Raw genomic sequence first — 16097 nt, 5'->3', positions numbered from 1 at the left:
CGAAACGAGTTGCCTGAGCAGAGGGGACGAGCGCGATGACCAGCGACCGCCAGCGCGCAGCGCAGCCGGAGGACTTAAACCGGTTCGTGCTGGAACGGCTCAACGCCGGCGACGTCGACGGACTGGTGGCGCTGTACGAGCCCGACGCCGTGCTGATCGTCCCGACCGGCTGGGTTGTCGGGCACCGCGAGATCCGCGCGGCGTACGAGCAGCTCGTGGCGGCCAAGCCCGAGTTCGCGCCCGGCGAGACGCAGCCCGCGATCCGCAACGGCGACCTGGCGCTCACCTCCGTGCGGCTGGCCGATGGCGGCGTCACCGTCGAGGTGGCCCGCCGCCAACCCGACGGCACCTGGCTCTGGGTGATCGACCAGCCGAACCTGCTCGGCTAGGCCTCGTCGCGCCGGTCGCCGGAAGGCGCTTCGCCGAGACCGTGCCGCTCCGCGAACTCCGGGGCCGTCACGCCCATGACCACCAGGTCGTGGTGACGACCGGCGAAGAATTCGTGTTCGCGCAGCAAGCCTTCTTCGATGAAGCCGAGCCTGCGGTGCAGCGCGAGCGACGCCTCGTTGTCGGCGTAGATCTGCGCCTCGCACTTGTGGTACCGGCGCTCGCCGAACATGAAGCGCAGCAGGAGCACGACCGCTTCGGCCGCAAAGCCACGCCGTTGGTACTGGTCGTCGATCGCCACGCCGTGGGAGAACCGGCCGGTGCGCGGATCCGCGTCATGGGTCGAGACGGATCCGACCAGCGCGCCGCTGTCCAGCGCCTCGATCACCAGGCGGAGCGAGTCGCCGAACGGTTGCGCGGCGGACTGCTCGGCCGTCCACGCGCGGTATCCGTCGGCCGAGCGCGGCGGGTAGAGCGTGTCCGCCGATCGCTGGTGCTCGGAGTGCGAGTCCATCCGCATGAACGCTCGCCAGTCCTCGGGCTCGATGCCGCGCAGCCGAACGAGCCGGCCCGTCCAGAAGGAGCTCATCCGGCTATCCCAGCAAGCGTTTCACCCTCGCGTCCAAGGCTTTTCGCTCTCGGTGCGCAATGTCAACCGGCTCGGACGAGTGCTGGTCACGCGTTCGTGCAAGCTTCCGCGATCTCTGCGGTGTCCCAGTAGAACGGACGGATGTCGATGATCTGCCCGTCCTGGATCTCGATCGTTTGCAGGATGGGGAATTCGAGCCGGCGGCCGGTCGCCCGGGAGCGCGCTCGGACCTGGGTGAGCACCACCAGCGGCCCGGTCGTGTCGCTCGGCGTCAGGAAGTCCTGCGCCAGCATCTCGAACGATTCCCAGGTTCGGCTCATCTCGAGGAAGAAGCGTTCCATGCCCTGGTGGCCCCGCCAGCTCCCGCCGTAGGGCAGCGCCTCGGCCTGGTGCAGGACGACCTGCGGCGAGAAGAATTCGGCGAGCGGTTCGAAGCTCGCTTCGCCGGGCCCGCCGGCCGCCAGGTACTCGGCCTCCGCCGCGTACATGCCCTCCAACACCTGCATCTTCGTTTTCATCGCCGTCACGCGTCCAGCTTTGCCGCACGGGAGGCCGGATGCTGGCGATGATCGGACACCGCACTTGGTCTGGCCATCCACGACGAACAGCAAGATGTTCACTCAATTGGGCGATCAAGTACCGTGACCTGCACGTCGATAGAAGTCACGATGAGTGGGTTGCCGCGCGATCGTGGTGTTGTGAATTCACCGAAAAGAAGAAGGCTCATGTAGTGACGAGTGAGCGGTGATCGCGACTACCTTCCGGCCCGTGACGGATATCCGTGATGAAGTCATCCCGACCCAGCAGCGCCCGCCGGACATCGGTGGCGAATACGCCACCGGCACGAGCCGACTCGTCGCCGATCGGTCCGAACCGACCACGGATATCTCGGCGGCCGAGCAGTTCCTGCGGGCCTTCCACGACGCTCATCCCGAGGCAGGCTCCCTGTCCCAGCGCCTGGCCGAGGTGCGCCAGGAGTTCGCCGACACCGGTACCTACCGCCACACCAGCGAGGAACTCGCCTACGGCGCGCGCGTCGCGCTGCGCGACAGCGGGTGGTGCACGAGCGGTGTGCCGTGGCGCCGGCTGAAGGTCCGCGATCTTCGCGGCCTGCGCAACGCCTCAGCGATCGCCAGCGAATGCTTCGAGCATCTCCGGCTGGCCACCAATGCGGGCCAGATCCAGCCGCTGATCACGGTTTTCGCGCCGGACTCGCCGGATGGTCCCGGCCCGTGCATCTGGAACGAACAGGTCGTCCGGTACGCGGGCTACGCGTTGTCCGACGGCGGCGTGCTCGGCGACGCCAGGTACAGCGGATTCACCGCCGAAGCCCAGCGCCTCGGCTGGAGACCGCCGACCCAGCGCGGGCGCTTCGACCACCTGCCGCTGGTGGTGGAGACCGCCCACGAAGGCCCCAAGCCGGTGACCGTTCCGCGGGACGTTGTGCAGGAAGTCCCGTTGGAGCACCCGGAGTTCCCGTGGTTCGTCGAGCTGGGCCTCCGTTGGCACACGGTGCCCCTGATCAGCAACATGCAGCTGCTCATCGGCGGCATCCAGTACCCGGCCGCGCCGTTCAACACCTGGTTCGTGGGGACCGAGATCGGCACCCGCGGCCTGGCCGACGAGAACGCGTACGGCGTCACCCGGCACGTGGCCGAACGGCTGGGCATGGACACCTCCACCGAACGAACCCTGTGGCGGGACCGGGCGATCGTCGAGATCAACCGGGCCGTGCTGTTCTCGTTCGACTCCGCTCGCGTCACGATCACCGACCACCACAGCGAGGCACTGCACCGGCTGGCCTGGTTGCATTCCGCGCCCCAGAACGGTGCCTCCCGGCCGATGTTCACCGTCACCAAGGAAGCGACCCGGCGGGCCCGGCTGGGAGCACCGAGTGGCTTCCAGTCCCCCGAACCGAGCCGGCCGCGGTACGACGTGCTGGCCCGGATGAACCGGCGTTGCCTGGGAACCGGCCTGCCCGAGGACTGACCCGCGCACCGGCCGTCGACGCACCGCGCCGGGCCGCGACGCGGTCCATGATCTCGGGGAGCACCGAGCTGAGCGACATGAGCAGCAGCACCGCGAGGGCGATGAAGGCTCCGATTCCGGAAACGATGTTGGCGAGCATCTCTGACCTCCCTGGTCTTTCCTTCCGACTCTTCAAGCATCACGTTCGGGACAGGTCCGGCGGATCGGTCATGTGGTCGGCCCCGGATGGCCATCCGGCCAGTCCCGCGCGGGCGGAACTGGCCGGATGGTTGCTGACAGGGCGCTCGCCCACTACTCGTCGGCGATGGGTTCGCTGCTGATCCTGCGCAGCATCGGGCCGCTGCTGGAGGCGGCGAGCACCGCGACGGCCACACCGATCACGACAGGCGCGAGGATCCAGCCGCTGATCACCACCTGGGCGTCATCCCCGAACAGGGTCAGCATCGAGACCCCGATCGCGATACCACCCGCACCGGCGGTCAGCGTCGCGACCAGCGCGGGCAGCGCCGCCTCGGTCCGCAGAGCGCGCCCCAGCATGCGCACCGGGGTTCCCGCCGCGATCAACGCGCCGAAGGTGCGTCGGCGATCGACCACCGACGACGCGGCCGTGATCGCGGCGCTGCTGCCCGCGAGCAGGGCCGCGAGCCCCAGGCCGATGGCGGTCACCCGCTTGAGGTCGCCCAGCATCGTCTGCTGGTCCTCCAGCCGCAGCTCGCGGCTCAGGAAGCTTTCGCCGGGCAGTGCCGCGGCGAGCGCGGTCCGCACCTTCTCCCGGTCGGCGTCGGTCGCCGGGTTCACCACCAGCGTGGACTCCCCGACGTTCGCGACCTCGGGCACGAGATCGGGGTCGATCAGCACCGAAGAGCTCAGCTCGGGATCCTGGCCGCCGAGCGGCCGCGTCACGACGTTGGCGGGCAACCCGAACGTCGGCGGTTCCTCGTTGGAGTCCCGGGCCGGGTAGGCCCGGAGGCGCAGCCCCGAGTCAGGCAGCTGGGTGGCCGGATCAGCGCGGATCGCGGGCGGTCCCGCGCACACGCCGACGGCCATCCGGGTCACCGCCGCCGCTTCCGGGCAACTGATCACCAGGCCGGCGTACTCTCCGCCCTCGGAGGTCTCGAGGGTGACCTGGTTCGCGCTCGCGACGGTGGCGTTCGCGCCGCGGCGCTCCAGCTCGCCGACGACACGCTTCTTCTGGTCGGCCACCGTCGCGGACGGAACGTCCAGGTACAGCACGGAGTCCTTGAAGGAACGTCCGCCGCCTGCGAATGCCTCGAAGCTGGGCAGCAGCGTCAGCGCCATCGACCCGACGAACACCGCGAGGACGATGCCGGACACGGACCGGTAGGCGGCCTTCGGGTCGCTGCGCAGCCGCCGACCCGCGAGCAGCATGGCAGGCCGTCGCCACGCGGTGGCGAACAGCTTGCCGAGCGCGCCGGTCAACCACGGACCGACGACCGAGGCGGACACCAGCACCGCCGCGAGCGCCGCGAGCATCAACGTCAGGCCACCGGTCTTTTCGGCGGTGGCGAGCCCGAACGCGAAGAACACCGCTGCCGCGGGCAACGCGAGCAGCCGCCACGCCTTGGGCGCCTTCCGCGACTGGTTCATCGCCGCGCCGACGGGCGCCTGCACGACCCGGCGCAAACCCAGCACCGCGGCCAGCACGACCAGCAGCGGAATCACGACCGCCACCGCGACGACCGTCGGCACCGACGGGGTGAAGTCGCTCGGCAACCAGGTGCCGCCACCCCACGGGACCTGCGCCCCCACGAACCGCAGCGGCCAGCTCAGCAGGAGACCGACGACGGTACCCGCCACAGCGGAGATGGTGGTCTCGGCGGCCACGGTGCCGACCACCTGCCCCGGCGTCGCACCGGCCAGCCGCAGGGCCGCGAGCCTGCGCTCCCGCCTTGCGGCGGTCAGCCTGGCCGCCGACGCGACGAGCACCAGGCTGGGAATCGCGAGCAGCACGATCCCCACCCCGGACAGGAACTTCAGCAGGAAGTCGTCGGTACCGGCCGCGATCCAGCCCGATTCCTCGGCCTTGACGGCGTCCAGCGTGCCCGGCTGGTGCCCGACCACCGCGACGAGCTGCTCCGGGAACTTCAGCGAGGTCTCGTCCAGAACTCCGATGACGTTGCCGTCGAAGCGGTTGGCGAGCTCTTCAGGCGGGCGCTGCTTCGCCAGCTCGGCCAATCGCGGTGACAGCAGGACCTCGCCGGCACCGGGGAAGCCCGGCGCGCCGTCCACCGCGGGCCGGTCGCCCGACACGTCGAGCCGGATGATCTTCTCGTTCTCGAAGAAGTCCAGGCTCGCCTGCGAAACCGCGCCGGAGGGATCGGCGGCACCGCGCATCCAGGCCGCCCGATCCATTCGAGCGTCCGTCGCGTTCGGCAGGGTCGCCAGGAACAGGACCAGCGCGGTGGCGACCGCGACCCCGGCTGCGGTGAGCAGCGCCGACAGGCGGCTGCGCGAGTCGACGCGCAGCACCCGCAGCGCCAGCTGCACGGGATTCATCCGACCATCACCCCGCCCGCGATCAAGCCGTCGCGGATCTCCACGATCCGCCCCGTCTTGGCGGCCAGTTCCCGGTCGTGCGTCACGATGACCACGGCCGCCTGGGTCGCCGCAGCGGCGGCGAACAGCGCCTGCGTGGTCTCCTCGCCGGTGCGGGTGTCCAGGGCGCCGGTCGGCTCGTCGGCGAAGATCACCTTGGGGCGGTGCGCGAGCGCCCGCGCGATCGCCACCCGCTGCGCCTGACCGCCGGAGAGCTCGCCGGGCAGCCGCTTCTCCAGCCCGCCGAGGCCGAGCCGGCCCAGCCAGTCCCGCGCGCCCTCCAGCGCCTGCTTCCGGTTGGCCCCGGCCAGCAGCAGCGGCAGCGCCGTGTTCTCCTCCGCCGTCAGCTCGCCGACCAGCATGCCCTGCTGGAAGACGAAGCCGAACTCGTGGCGCCGCAGCGCGCTGCGCTTCGCCTCGCCGAGCTGGTCGATGCGATGCCCGTCCAGGAGCACCTCGCCGCCGTCCGGGCGCAGGATCCCGGCCAGCACGTGCAGCAGCGTCGTCTTGCCGGAGCCCGACGGCCCGACGATCGCCATCACCTCGCCGGTGCGGATCGCGAGGTCCACCCCGGCCAGCGCCCGGTATGAGCCGTAGTTCTTGACCAATCCGCGCGCCACCAGGAACGGCTCCCCGGGCCGCCGGTCGACGATTGAAGCCGACATCTTCCTTCCTCCTGCTCGTTTCGCGCCGCTAACGCCGTTCGTCGCCGTGCTGGCCCGTGCTCGCCGTGCCTGCGGTTGCTCGTGTTCGGGCTGCGGTCCGGATCTCGGGGCCCCACCGGTGCGGGGCCTGCTGGATTCGAGATTGGCGGCCGGCGGCGGATTCCGGATCGGCCTCGGGGCCGCTGATCGACGCGCGGGGGTCGGCCGATCGGCCAGGGCATTCGAACCATTCGGCCAAGGTGTTCGAATCGGGCCACCGGTTACGGTCGAGCCGTGAGCAACAGCGCGACGAGCCCCGGACCCGGGCCGACCGCCCCGTGGTGGCGCCGCCTCGGCGATCTCCTGCGCGAGCAGTGGATCTTCGCCGGGCTGCTCGGGTTGATCTGGCTGGGGAACACGCTGGGGTTGTTCGAAGACGACATCGTGCTGATCCCGGGGATCACCGCGATGGCGCTGCTGGCGATCCTCGGTCGGCGCGCGCCGGTCTGGTGCGGGCTCGCGGCCGCGGTCGTGCTGGGCTGCACCACGGTGGTCGGCCGGCTGTCCGGCGCGCACTTCTACTCCCTGGGGCTGCTCACGATCACCCCGACCGAGAACTTGGCGGGTCTCCTGCTGGTCCTGTACCTGTTCCGGTTCCGCCCGCTGCACAAGGCGATTCCGGTCACCGCGGTGCTGGTGGTGAGCTGCGTCGCATCGGTGCTGGTGCGCGGGCACATGTCGGCCGTCTACCCGGGGATGGCGTTCGGCCAGACGCTGAGCTTCGGCTTCCTGCAGCTGATGCTCACCGCGGGCACCGGCATCTACCTGCGCAGCCGCCGATCCGCGCCGGAGGAGTCCCGGGACACCCCGCTGCGCGCGCTGGTGCGCCGGCAATGGCCGGTGATCGCGGTGCTGAGCGTGCTGGTCTTCTTGGAATTCACCAAGAACGGGAGCGATTCGCTGGTCAGCGGTGTCGTGCTGCTGCTGTGCGGTGTCGTGATGTCGGTGCTGGCCGTCTTCGGGCCGGTCCGGCCGTTCGAGGCGTCGGTGCTCGGGGCCACGGCCCTGGTGCTCACCTCGTTGATGATGCGCTTCTGGGGGCTCTCGACCGAGGTCGCCATGATCGGCGGGATCCCGATCTCCGCCACCGGAGCGGGCATGCTGCTGGTGACCTACGCCACCAGGCACGCGGAACCGCGGCGCGCGGTGCTGGCGGGCGCCGCGCTGGTCGGTTCGGCGTTGTTCGCCCTGTTCGTGATGCCGGTCCCCTCGTCATCGCTCAGCGATTTCAGCGACTACCTGCAGTCGATCTTCATGGGCGGGCTGTTCCTGGTCATCTCGGTCGGCACCGGGATGTACTTCCGCGCGCGGGACACGGAGCGCGCGAAGACCGTGCGCAGCGCGGTGTCGGACGCGCAGCAGGCCGAGCGGATGGCCTTGGCGCGGGAGTTGCACGACGTGGTGGCGCACCACGTCACCGGCATCGTGGTGCAGGCCCAGGCGGCCCAGATGGTCGCGGAGAAGAACCCGAAGGCGGCGACCGACGCACTGGCCCGCATCGCCGACAGCGGCACCGAAGCGCTGACCGCGATGCGGCGCCTGGTCGCGAGCATGCGCGGCGCCGAACCTGCCGGCGCTTCGGCGGCCACCGAGCAGGCCACCACCGACCTCGAAGCGGACCTCGAAGCCCTCGTGAACGCCACCCGGCGGGTTCCGGTCGGCGACCACCGGCCGACCACTGTGGACCTGCGCATCGACCTCGGGCGGGAGATCCCGCCGGAGGTCGCCCGGTCCACCCTCCGCGTGGTGCAGGAATCCCTGACCAACGCCGAAAAGCACGCGCTCGACGCGAGTTACGTGCAGATCGACGTCCACGCCGACCCGGTGAACATCTACGCGCGGATCACCGATGACGGCACGGCGGTACGCCAGCAACCGGTCGGCGGCTCGGGCGGATACGGTTTGGTGGGGATGCGGGAGCGGATCGAGCTGCTGGGCGGCAGATTCCGGGCCGGTCCCGGAGACCACATCGGTTGGTGCGTCGAAGCAGTTCTGCCGTTGGCGGAGCAGAGCGGGGAAGTGGGACAGCGATGATCCGGGTGTTGATCGCCGACGACCAGGAGCTGGTGCGCGCCGGTTTCCGGATGATCCTGGAATCCCAGGACGACATCGAAGTGGTGGCGGACGTCGCGAACGGCGTGGACGCGGTCCGGGTCGCGCGGGAGAAGCGGCCGGACGTGTGCCTGATGGACATCCGGATGCCCGGGATCGACGGGCTGGAGGCCACCAAGCAGCTGGCCGGCCCCGATGTCACCGACCCGATCAAGGTGGTCGTCGTGACCACCTTCGATCTCGACGAATACGTCGACAGCGCGTTGCGGAACGGGGCGAGCGGCTTCCTGCTCAAGGACGCCGGCCCGACGCTGCTGCTGGAGGCGATCCGGGCGGCGGAGCGCGGCGATGCGCTGGTCTCGCCGCAGATCACGGTGCGCCTGCTCAAGCACTTCTCCCAGCCCCAGGTGCAACGTCGCGCGGTGCAGGCGCCGAGCGTGGACCTGACCGAACGCGAGCTCGACGTCGTGCGGGCGACCGCGCGCGGCCTGACCAACGGCGAGATCGGCCAGGAGCTGTTCATGTCGCTGTCGACGGTGAAGACGCACCTCGCCTCCGCGCAGGGCAAGATCAAGGCCCGCAACCGGGTGGAGACCGCGGCTTGGGCTTGGCGCAGCGGGCTCATGGACGAATGACCTCCGCCCCGGCACGCGTTGGCGCGGCTTAGCCGGCCGATCCGGCTCGTGCGCCGCCTTTGCGTGCCACGCCGTTGGTTTCTTGCGGTGTAACAGCATTGCCCGGCGAGCCGCGGCGCTGTTGCACCGGCGCTGCCGCGTGGCCGAACCCGCCTGCTGCGCCTACCCGTTCGGGGTCGGTCGAACGGTCAGCTGGGACTGGCCGATCGAACGAGGTCGACGGGCCGATCAGCCGAGGTCCAGGGGCCGGAATCCGGCGATTCTGGAGTCATGACGAGGCGCACGCAAGACATCTTCTTCATGGCGGTGCTGGGCGGTATCGCGGGGCTGGCGGGGGTGATCATGTTGCTTGTCATGAGCACGGCGGGCGGCGGATAAGCGTCGGGCAGAATGCGGGCATGTCGATCGCACTGCGCCTGCACGCACCGATGGTTCTGCCCTGCGATCCCGGCTGCTCGGTGATCCGGGACGCCGTGGTGGACGTCGACGGCGAGGGTCGCATCGTGTATTGCGGGCCGCGGGTCGGAGCGCCGGAACGCCCGAACGACGCGACCGTCCGGGAATGCAGCGGAATCCTGCTGCCGGGCCTGATCAACGCGCACGCGCACAGCCCGATGACGCTGCTGCGGGGGATGGGCGGAGACCTGCCGCTGCTGCGTTGGCTGCACGAAGTGATCTGGCCCGCCGAGGCTCGGCTGCGTCCGGCGGACGTCCGCGCCGGGATGGAGCTCGGGTGCGTCGAGATGCTGCGGGCCGGCGTCACGACGAGCGCCGAGATGTACTTCATGGGCGAGTCGGTGGTGGAGGCCACCCTGGCGGTCGGTTCGCGCGTGGTGTTCGCATCGGCGGTGATCTCCACGCCGGCACTGGAGAAGCTCGGCGGCTGGCAGGGCATGGTCGACGGGATCAACCGGTGGATCGACGCCGACGGCCTCCGGTTCGGCCCCGGCGACCGGGTGGAGCTGTCGTACGGGCCGCATTCGGCTTACACGCTGCCGCCGGAGGCGCTGCAGACCATCGGCGAGTCCGCGCAACAGCGTGCCGCCCTGGTCCACACGCACGTGGCGGAGAGCGCCGCCGAAGACGCCGAGCAGCGCAAGCAGTTCGGTTCGGTGCCCGCGTTGTTGGAGAAGCTCGGCGTGCTCGACGGCCGGGTGCTCGCCGCGCACGGCGTGCACTTGTCGGACGACGACATCGAGTTGTTCGCGCGCCGCGGGGTGGGCGTGGCGCACTGCCCGGGATCCAACGCGAAGCTCGCGTCGGGGACCGCACGGCTGGTCGACATGCTGGCCGCTGGCATTCCGGTGGGACTGGGCACCGACGGGCCATCCAGCAACGACGATCTGGATCTGTGGGAGGAGGTGCAGTTGGCAGGACTGTTCGCACGGACGGTCACGGGCGATGCGACGGCGCTGAGTTCGCGGGCGGCGCTGCTCGCGGCGACGCGAGGCGGGGCTGAAGCGCTACACCGCGACGACATCGGCGCGCTGGAACCCGGGCGCTGGGCAGACATCGTGCACCTCGACATCGACAACCCGGCGTTCGCCACGGGCCTGGACGCGCCGGACGCTCAGGTGTTGGCCAACGTGGTGTGGGCCGCCGGTTCCCGGTGCGTACGGGACGTCTGGGTCGCGGGTGAAGAAGTGCTGCACGAGCGCGAGCCCACGCGCGTGGACCGGCGCACCGTGCAGGCCACGGCACGCAAGTCCGCACAGCACATCCGGGGCTGAACCCGGACCACCCTGTTCGGACCGGATGCTTCGACCGGTTCCGGGGCAGGACGCGCTTCGCGAGGCGGCGTCAGCCGCTTGCGGCATGCGGTGCTGCTCGGACTGCGGTGAGGGCGTCCGGCTGGAACGGCTCCGGCGTAGCGACCAATGCCTTCGCCACGCCGGAGCGGCCACAGCGGGACTGCGGCTCCCGCAGAGGGCCTAGGTACCCGCGGCGCAGTGTCGGCTCTGCGGGTCGGCTCATGCGCGCGGCCCCTCGCGGAACGGCCTCAGGACGGCCGGATGACGATCTCGGTGAGGTGTGCGTCGCCGGTGGCCCGCACCGCGGACACGATCGGCGCGGCGACCGACTCCGGGCGCAGGTAGTGGTCCGGCTCGAACGCCCCGCCCTCCTGGTCTCGGACGGTGCGCTGCATGTCGGTGGCGGTGCGCCCCGGGAACACCGAGGTGACCCGCACGCCGTGCCCGGCTTCCTCGGCGCGGAGCACGTCGGCGAAGGCGCGCAGCGCGAACTTGCTCGCGGCGTACGAACCCCAGTTCGGCTTCGCGGACAGGCCGGCACCGGAGTTGACCAGCACCACGTGGCCCTTCACGGCGCGCAGCGCGGGCAGCAGCAGGCGCGTCAGCTCGGTGACGGCGAAGAGGTTCAGCTCGAAGGTGCGCCGCCAGGAGTCGCTGGAGGCTTCGGCGACCGAGGCCAGCTCGACCAGGCCGGCGCTGTGCACCACCACGTCGAGCCGTTCGATGTCGGCGACCGCAGTGGCCACGGCGTCGTGGTCGGTGAGTTCCACGGGCCACGATTTGGCACCGGGGAGCTCGTCGACGAGCTCCTGCAGCGCGTTGGCGTCGCGCCCGCCCAACAGCAGGTCGTGCGTGTCGGAAAGCGAGCGGGCGACGGCGGCACCGATGCCTCGCGAGGCGCCGGTGACCAGGGCAATTGGGCGTTCGGGCATGCCCTAACGGTATCGCCGTACGGTTTCGGCCCGGCGACCGGCCGTCCCAATCAGCGGACTACCCCTTGACCCATTGGGGGTATGAGGCTTAGGTCACCCGAGTGAGCAGTGTCGACGCCGCCCCTGCCGGTGCCCAGAACCGCGTCCTGCGCAAGGTCGCGGTGCGGTTGATGCCGTTCCTGATCTTGCTCTACTTTGTGAACTACCTGGACCGGGTCAACATCGGCTTCGCCGGCCCGAACGGCATGAACGACGAGCTGGGGCTGACCGCGACCGCGTTCGGTTTCGCGTCGGGCATCTTCTTCATCGGCTACCTGGTGCTGGAGGTGCCGAGCAACCTCGCCCTGCACCGCTTCGGGGCGCGGAAGTGGCTCGCCCGCATCATGATCACCTGGGGCGTGGTCGCGACGGTGATGGCGTTCGTGCCGAGCGCCACCGCGCTGATCGTGCTGCGATTCCTGCTCGGCGTGGCCGAGGCCGGGTTCTTCCCGGGCATCATCCTGTACCTGACCTACTGGTTCCCGGCGGTGCAGCGGGCGAAGGCGGTCGCGCTGTTCATGACAGCGGTCCCGGTGTCCAGCGCCATCGGCGCCACCGTGTCGAGCGCGCTGATCAGCACCGGGCACGGGGTCTTCGGCCTGTCCGGCTGGCGGTTCATGTTCCTCGTCGAGGGCATCCCGGCGATGCTGCTGGCGGTGGTGACCTGGTTCTACCTGACCGACCGGCCGTCCCAGGCGAAGTGGCTGTCGCCGCAGGAGCGCGCGTGGCTGACCGAGCAACTGGAGGCCGAGCGGGCGCAGACCGAGACGGCGCACGGCTGGCCGCTGCGGAAGGCGCTGACCCACCCGCGGATCCTGGCGTTGGCGTTCGTGTACTTCGGCATCGCGTACGGGCTGTACGCGCTGGGCTTCTTCCTGCCCACCATCATCAAGGGCTTCGAGCAGCAGTACGGCACCGACCTGTCGACGATGGAAACGGGGTTGATCACGGCGGTTCCGTACGTGGTCGGCGCGGTGGCCATGGTGCTCTGGGCCGCGCACGGCGACCGGACGCGGGAGCGCGTGTGGCACGTCGCGCTGCCGATGCTGCTCGGCGGCATCTCCATCCCGATCGCGCTGTACCTGGGCAATCCGTTCAGCGCGATGGTCGCCGTGACGATCTGCGCCGTCGGTGTCTGCGCGGCGCTGCCCACCTTCTGGGCGTTGCCCAGCAACTTCCTGGCGGGCGCGGCAGCGGCGGGCGGTATCGCGCTGATCAACTCGCTGGGCAACATCAGCGGGTTCGCGGCGCCCTACATCACGGGAGCGCTCAAGGACGCGACCGGCTCGCAGAAGACCGGCCTGTGGGTGGTGGGCATCGTGATGGTCGCGGCGGCGATCACGGTGGTCGCCCTCCGCGCCGCGCCACGCGGGGAGCGGCGGGAATCGACCGACAGCCGATCCGAAGGCTGACGCGCGAAATCCAAAGCGGACGCCACAGCGCGCTTCAGGAGCGAGCAGCGGCGTACAGCCGCAAGAACGCCCGCACGCCGCTCACGATGAGCTCGTCGGCCTCGGCCTGTGGGATCGGCATCGAGCCGTAGAACGTCCGCTGGAGCACGGCGGTGATGGTGAGCAGGTTGAGGTGCAAGGCGGCCCGCTCAGCGTCGTCGAACTGGAGCAGGCCGTTGTCGGCGATCTTGCGGAGGTACGGCGCGAGCCGCTCGTGCGCCGACTGCGGGCCCGCGGCCAGCCACTTCTCCAGCACCGCCGGGGGAATCCTGGTCACCTCCGCTTCCAGCGTCCGGACGAGCGCGAAGTGGTCCGGGAACTCCGCCACCGCCGCGACCCGGTCCCGGCAGAAGGCGACGAGGTCTTCCTCGATGTCGACGATCTTGCGCAGGTGCAGCTCCATCAGCCGCGCGATGGCGTCGGTGACCTCGTGCGCCCCGTCCAGCGCCACCGACAGGAAGAGCTGTTCCTTGTCCGCGAAGTGGTTGTAGATGGTGCGCTTGGACACCTGCGCTTCTGCGGCGATCGCGTCCACGCTGGCCCGCGTGTAGCCCTCGCGGCCGAACACCTTGCGCGCCGCCTGCTCGATGGCGCGGCGCTTCTCCGGTCGGCCGGTCGGTGACACCGGAGCCCCCTTCCAACGAACTGCACTACTCCGTGCAGTCTACGTCGGGCCTCACCGGGAGTTGCCGCTCTTTGGGCCGGATCGCAGGTCGGTGAAGTAGCTGTCGTGCTCCACGAAGAACCGCTCTCGCTCGGCGTCGTCCAGCGCCGCGATGTGGCCGACGCCTTCGAAGTACTCCTCGCGCGGGGCGCCCGGTGCGAACAGCATCAGGAACGACACCGGCTCGTCGGACTCGTTGTAGAAGGAGTGCAGTCCGCCCGGGGGCACGTGGAGGAAGTCACCCTTGGTCGCTTCGCGCCACTTCGCCCCGTCGTAGACCCGCAGCGATCCGTCGGTGACGAAGAACGATTCGGACATCGCCTTGTGGAAGTGGGTGCCGGTTCCGGCGCCGGGAGCCAGGTCGACCACGTGGTAGAGGCCGAATTCGCCGTCGGTGGCGATGTCGTGGGTTCGGCCGGTCGGTTTCCCGGTGGCCAGGTAGTAGGTCCTGGTGCCGGAGGGGTTGACCAGCTCCGGATCGGCGTCCGCCGGGCGGAAGGAAGCGCTGATCTCGCCGGTGTCGCCCCGGTACCGGTCTGGCGGGTAGGACATGGTGATCCTCCTCTGGGTCTCGCCACGAAATTACACTCATCAGTGCATCAACTCAACTGCACCGTGTAGTTTACTTATTGACGACCAGACCGGAGCACGGTGATCGCTGGTGCGAGCCGCGCACTTTCCCAACGTGGCTCAGAAATAGCGATAGCTCAGGCCGGTGTCGGCCCAGGCGACGCGGGAGTCGATCAGCCGGGTGAGCGTGTAGCGCGCTGGCACGAAGCCGCGGCCGCGCCAGAAGGCGTCGCTGACCGGGTTCGCCGACGACCACTCGGCGCCGCAGCAGCGGAAGCCGCGGCGGGACGCCCAGCCGAGGACGCCGGACACCAGCGCCGTGCCCACTCCCCCGGATCGCGCGTCGGCGGTCACCACGGCGAGGCCGATCGTGGCCGTGGCCGGGAAGCGGTTGTCGCGGCCCGCCTGGATCATCCCGATCAGCCGGTCGCGCTCCGCCGCGACGAGTACCACCCGGTCGGCGTCACCGAGCGACGCCCTGAGGTCGTCCCGGATCGCCCGGAGGTCCAGGAGCGCGGGGCGCAGGATCGGCGGTGCGGCGTGGAATCGCTGCAGTTCCACGGTGAGATCCAGCAGTTCCGCGAGATCCTCCGCATCGGCCTCGCGCACCTCGACCGCCCCGGCGGCACCGATCGGCTCCACCTGCCGAAGGCCCTTGACCTGGTCGATGCCGAAACCCAGCTCGAACAGGCAGGTGATGACGGGTTGGTGCGCGGCCGCGACCACCACCGAATGCTCGAAGGCGCCCACCGCGGTGAGCTGCCCGGACAGCGCCCCGTACAGGCGGCGGTAGATCTCGCGCCTTCCCTCCGGCACCGAGGCGTGCTGCTGGAGGCGGATCCTGGCCAGCTGGTCTCCCGGCGATGCCGGTGCCGATGCCGCCATGAAACCGGCGAGTTCGCCGCGGGCCACGGCGGCCACGGCCGGCCCGTCGCCCTGCCACTGCGCCACGAGGCGTTCGGCCACATCCGCGTCGGCGAGGTCCGTCCCCGTCGATGCGTGGTCACCGGCGATCAGTCGCGCGGCCTGCCCGGCGAAACGGCCGTCGAACGGCACGATCTCCAGATCCATCCGGCCTCACCCCGTCCACAGCCGAAAGTCGTTGCCGTACCTGCGAAGCAGCGCATGGATGTCCGAAGCGATCTCGTGCAGTCGCGGTTCCCGAGCGGCGGCCGCATCGACGAGCGCGGCGATGCGCTGTGCCCACCCACCAACCGGGTCCGGCTCACCGATGCGATGAAAACCCCGCGACAGCAAGCCTTCCGCCGTCTCGGGTCGACCGCGCAGCACTGCTTTGCACGCACCGAGCGCGTTCATCGCCGCGCTTTCCGGCAGCGACCAGTCGGTGCCGCTCGCCTGAGGAACGTCGGCGTCGAAGGCGTGCGAGGCGGCCCAGATCTGCAGGTCGAGCCGCCAGAACAACGGCACGCCGCGAAACCGCGCGAAGACCGACCGGTGCAACGCGGATCGCTGGAACTCCGGATCCGACCGCACGGACGCGACCTCGGCGACCACACCGAGCGCCGCGCCCAGCCGATCGGCCGCACTCGACACCGCGCCGTCCGGCACCACCCAGGCGAGGTCGATATCGCTGTACTCGTCGTCGGTTCCGGCCCCCAGCGACCCGATCAACGACACCCGGGAGCCCGGCATCGCATCGGCGAGCGCGCGGCTGATCGCCGCGGCGAAAGCGCGCTGGTCCGAAAACACCGCCACAGCACGAGGTTAGCCGTGCTGGTGATCCCGCAATCCCGCACAACGCAACGGGGGCCTCCGGA

15 protein-coding genes are annotated in these 16097 nt (G+C 70.2%); 6 read left to right on the top strand and 9 right to left on the bottom strand.

Going from position 1 to position 16097, the window contains the following annotated elements:
• The first annotated feature begins 35 nt into the window (after positions 1 to 35).
• On the top strand, positions 36 to 389 hold the full coding sequence (locus ACWEV3_RS18480) for a YybH family protein (RefSeq protein WP_452615044.1): 354 nt from the start codon (positions 36 to 38) through the stop codon (positions 387 to 389).
• Here the strand turns inward: ACWEV3_RS18480 and ACWEV3_RS18475 are convergent.
• Both ACWEV3_RS18475 and ACWEV3_RS18470 read right to left on the bottom strand, forming a co-directional pair.
• Complete coding sequence (locus tag ACWEV3_RS18475; protein ID WP_452615043.1) at positions 386 to 976, bottom strand: GNAT family N-acetyltransferase; 591 nt, start codon at positions 974 to 976, stop codon at positions 386 to 388. The two genes, ACWEV3_RS18480 and ACWEV3_RS18475, sit on opposite strands and share 4 nt — an antisense overlap.
• Before the next feature lie 86 nt (positions 977 to 1062).
• Positions 1063 to 1482, bottom strand: a complete 420-nt coding sequence (locus ACWEV3_RS18470; protein ID WP_452615042.1) for a nuclear transport factor 2 family protein — start codon at positions 1480 to 1482, stop codon at positions 1063 to 1065.
• A 262-nt stretch (positions 1483 to 1744) separates the two neighbouring features.
• Between ACWEV3_RS18470 and ACWEV3_RS18465 the strand changes: the two genes are divergently transcribed.
• Positions 1745 to 2965 (top strand): nitric oxide synthase oxygenase, encoded by a 1221-nt coding sequence (locus ACWEV3_RS18465; protein WP_452615041.1) that lies wholly within the window; start codon positions 1745 to 1747, stop codon positions 2963 to 2965.
• Between the two features lie 291 nt (positions 2966 to 3256).
• Here the strand turns inward: ACWEV3_RS18465 and ACWEV3_RS18460 are convergent, their stop codons facing one another.
• Positions 3257 to 5482, bottom strand: coding sequence for an FtsX-like permease family protein (locus ACWEV3_RS18460; RefSeq protein WP_452615040.1), 2226 nt, complete (start codon positions 5480 to 5482; stop codon positions 3257 to 3259).
• Positions 5479 to 6186: an ABC transporter ATP-binding protein gene (locus ACWEV3_RS18455; RefSeq protein WP_452615039.1), complete on the bottom strand. Its 708-nt coding sequence runs from the start codon at positions 6184 to 6186 to the stop codon at positions 5479 to 5481. Before ACWEV3_RS18455 ends, ACWEV3_RS18460 begins: the two co-directional genes overlap by 4 nt.
• A gap of 273 nt (positions 6187 to 6459) precedes the next feature.
• Here ACWEV3_RS18455 and ACWEV3_RS18450 point away from each other — a divergent pair, with 273 nt between their 5' ends.
• The 3 genes from ACWEV3_RS18450 (at position 6460) to ACWEV3_RS18440 (ending at position 10642) form a co-directional block, all read left to right on the top strand.
• Entirely contained in the window at positions 6460 to 8259 is a 1800-nt protein-coding gene (locus tag ACWEV3_RS18450; protein WP_452615038.1) for a sensor histidine kinase, read from the top strand.
• Positions 8256 to 8912: a response regulator transcription factor gene (locus ACWEV3_RS18445; RefSeq protein ID WP_358580451.1), complete on the top strand. Its 657-nt coding sequence runs from the start codon at positions 8256 to 8258 to the stop codon at positions 8910 to 8912. Before ACWEV3_RS18450 ends, ACWEV3_RS18445 begins: the two co-directional genes overlap by 4 nt.
• 398 nt (positions 8913 to 9310) lie before the next feature.
• Positions 9311 to 10642: an amidohydrolase family protein gene (locus tag ACWEV3_RS18440; RefSeq protein ID WP_452615037.1), complete on the top strand. Its 1332-nt coding sequence runs from the start codon at positions 9311 to 9313 to the stop codon at positions 10640 to 10642.
• A gap of 269 nt (positions 10643 to 10911) precedes the next feature.
• On the opposite strand, the gene ACWEV3_RS18435 is transcribed toward ACWEV3_RS18440, so the two are convergent.
• Positions 10912 to 11595 carry an SDR family oxidoreductase gene (locus ACWEV3_RS18435; protein ID WP_358580446.1) on the bottom strand — a complete coding sequence of 228 codons (684 nt, stop codon included), beginning with the start codon at positions 11593 to 11595 and terminating at the stop codon, positions 10912 to 10914.
• A 101-nt stretch (positions 11596 to 11696) separates the two neighbouring features.
• On the opposite strand from ACWEV3_RS18435, the gene ACWEV3_RS18430 reads away from it, so the two are divergent.
• Positions 11697 to 13046: an MFS transporter gene (locus ACWEV3_RS18430; RefSeq protein WP_452615036.1), complete on the top strand. Its 1350-nt coding sequence runs from the start codon at positions 11697 to 11699 to the stop codon at positions 13044 to 13046.
• A gap of 34 nt (positions 13047 to 13080) precedes the next feature.
• Here ACWEV3_RS18430 and ACWEV3_RS18425 read toward each other — a convergent pair whose 3' ends face one another.
• The 4 genes from ACWEV3_RS18425 to ACWEV3_RS18410 all read right to left on the bottom strand — a co-directional run bounded on the left by ACWEV3_RS18425 (position 13081) and on the right by ACWEV3_RS18410 (position 16035).
• Complete coding sequence (locus ACWEV3_RS18425) at positions 13081 to 13710, bottom strand: TetR/AcrR family transcriptional regulator (protein ID WP_452615035.1); 630 nt, start codon at positions 13708 to 13710, stop codon at positions 13081 to 13083.
• Positions 13711 to 13761: 51 nt separating this feature from the next.
• Entirely contained in the window at positions 13762 to 14301 is a 540-nt protein-coding gene (locus ACWEV3_RS18420; RefSeq protein WP_452615034.1) for a cupin domain-containing protein, read from the bottom strand.
• 138 nt (positions 14302 to 14439) lie between these two features.
• Positions 14440 to 15390, bottom strand: coding sequence for an N-acetyltransferase family protein (locus ACWEV3_RS18415; protein ID WP_452615033.1), 951 nt, complete (start codon positions 15388 to 15390; stop codon positions 14440 to 14442).
• A gap of 6 nt (positions 15391 to 15396) precedes the next feature.
• A complete protein-coding gene (locus ACWEV3_RS18410; RefSeq protein WP_452615032.1) occupies positions 15397 to 16035 on the bottom strand; it encodes a hypothetical protein in 639 nt (212 codons plus the stop codon).
• Positions 16036 to 16097 lie beyond the last annotated feature (62 nt).

It is taken from the genome of Saccharopolyspora sp. NPDC003752, assembly GCF_053605825.1.
This window is presented reverse-complemented; position numbering and strand designations above follow the sequence as displayed.

Excerpts from the sequence above, each read along its gene's own strand:
- ACWEV3_RS18480 (WP_452615044.1), top strand. The coding sequence starts at position 36 with ATGACCAGCGACCGCCAGCGCGCAGCGCAGCCGGAGGACTTAAACCGG.
- ACWEV3_RS18475 (WP_452615043.1), bottom strand. The coding sequence starts at position 976 with ATGAGCTCCTTCTGGACGGGCCGGCTCGTTCGGCTGCGCGGCATCGAG.
- ACWEV3_RS18470 (WP_452615042.1), bottom strand. The coding sequence starts at position 1,482 with ATGCAGGTGTTGGAGGGCATGTACGCGGCGGAGGCCGAGTACCTGGCG.
- ACWEV3_RS18460 (WP_452615040.1), bottom strand. The coding sequence starts at position 5,482 with ATGAATCCCGTGCAGCTGGCGCTGCGGGTGCTGCGCGTCGACTCGCGC.
- ACWEV3_RS18455 (WP_452615039.1), bottom strand. The coding sequence starts at position 6,186 with ATGTCGGCTTCAATCGTCGACCGGCGGCCCGGGGAGCCGTTCCTGGTG.
- ACWEV3_RS18445 (WP_358580451.1), top strand. The coding sequence starts at position 8,256 with ATGATCCGGGTGTTGATCGCCGACGACCAGGAGCTGGTGCGCGCCGGT.
- ACWEV3_RS18440 (WP_452615037.1), top strand. The coding sequence starts at position 9,311 with ATGTCGATCGCACTGCGCCTGCACGCACCGATGGTTCTGCCCTGCGAT.
- ACWEV3_RS18435 (WP_358580446.1), bottom strand. The coding sequence starts at position 11,595 with ATGCCCGAACGCCCAATTGCCCTGGTCACCGGCGCCTCGCGAGGCATC.
- ACWEV3_RS18420 (WP_452615034.1), bottom strand. The coding sequence starts at position 14,301 with ATGTCCTACCCGCCAGACCGGTACCGGGGCGACACCGGCGAGATCAGC.
- ACWEV3_RS18415 (WP_452615033.1), bottom strand. The coding sequence starts at position 15,390 with ATGGATCTGGAGATCGTGCCGTTCGACGGCCGTTTCGCCGGGCAGGCC.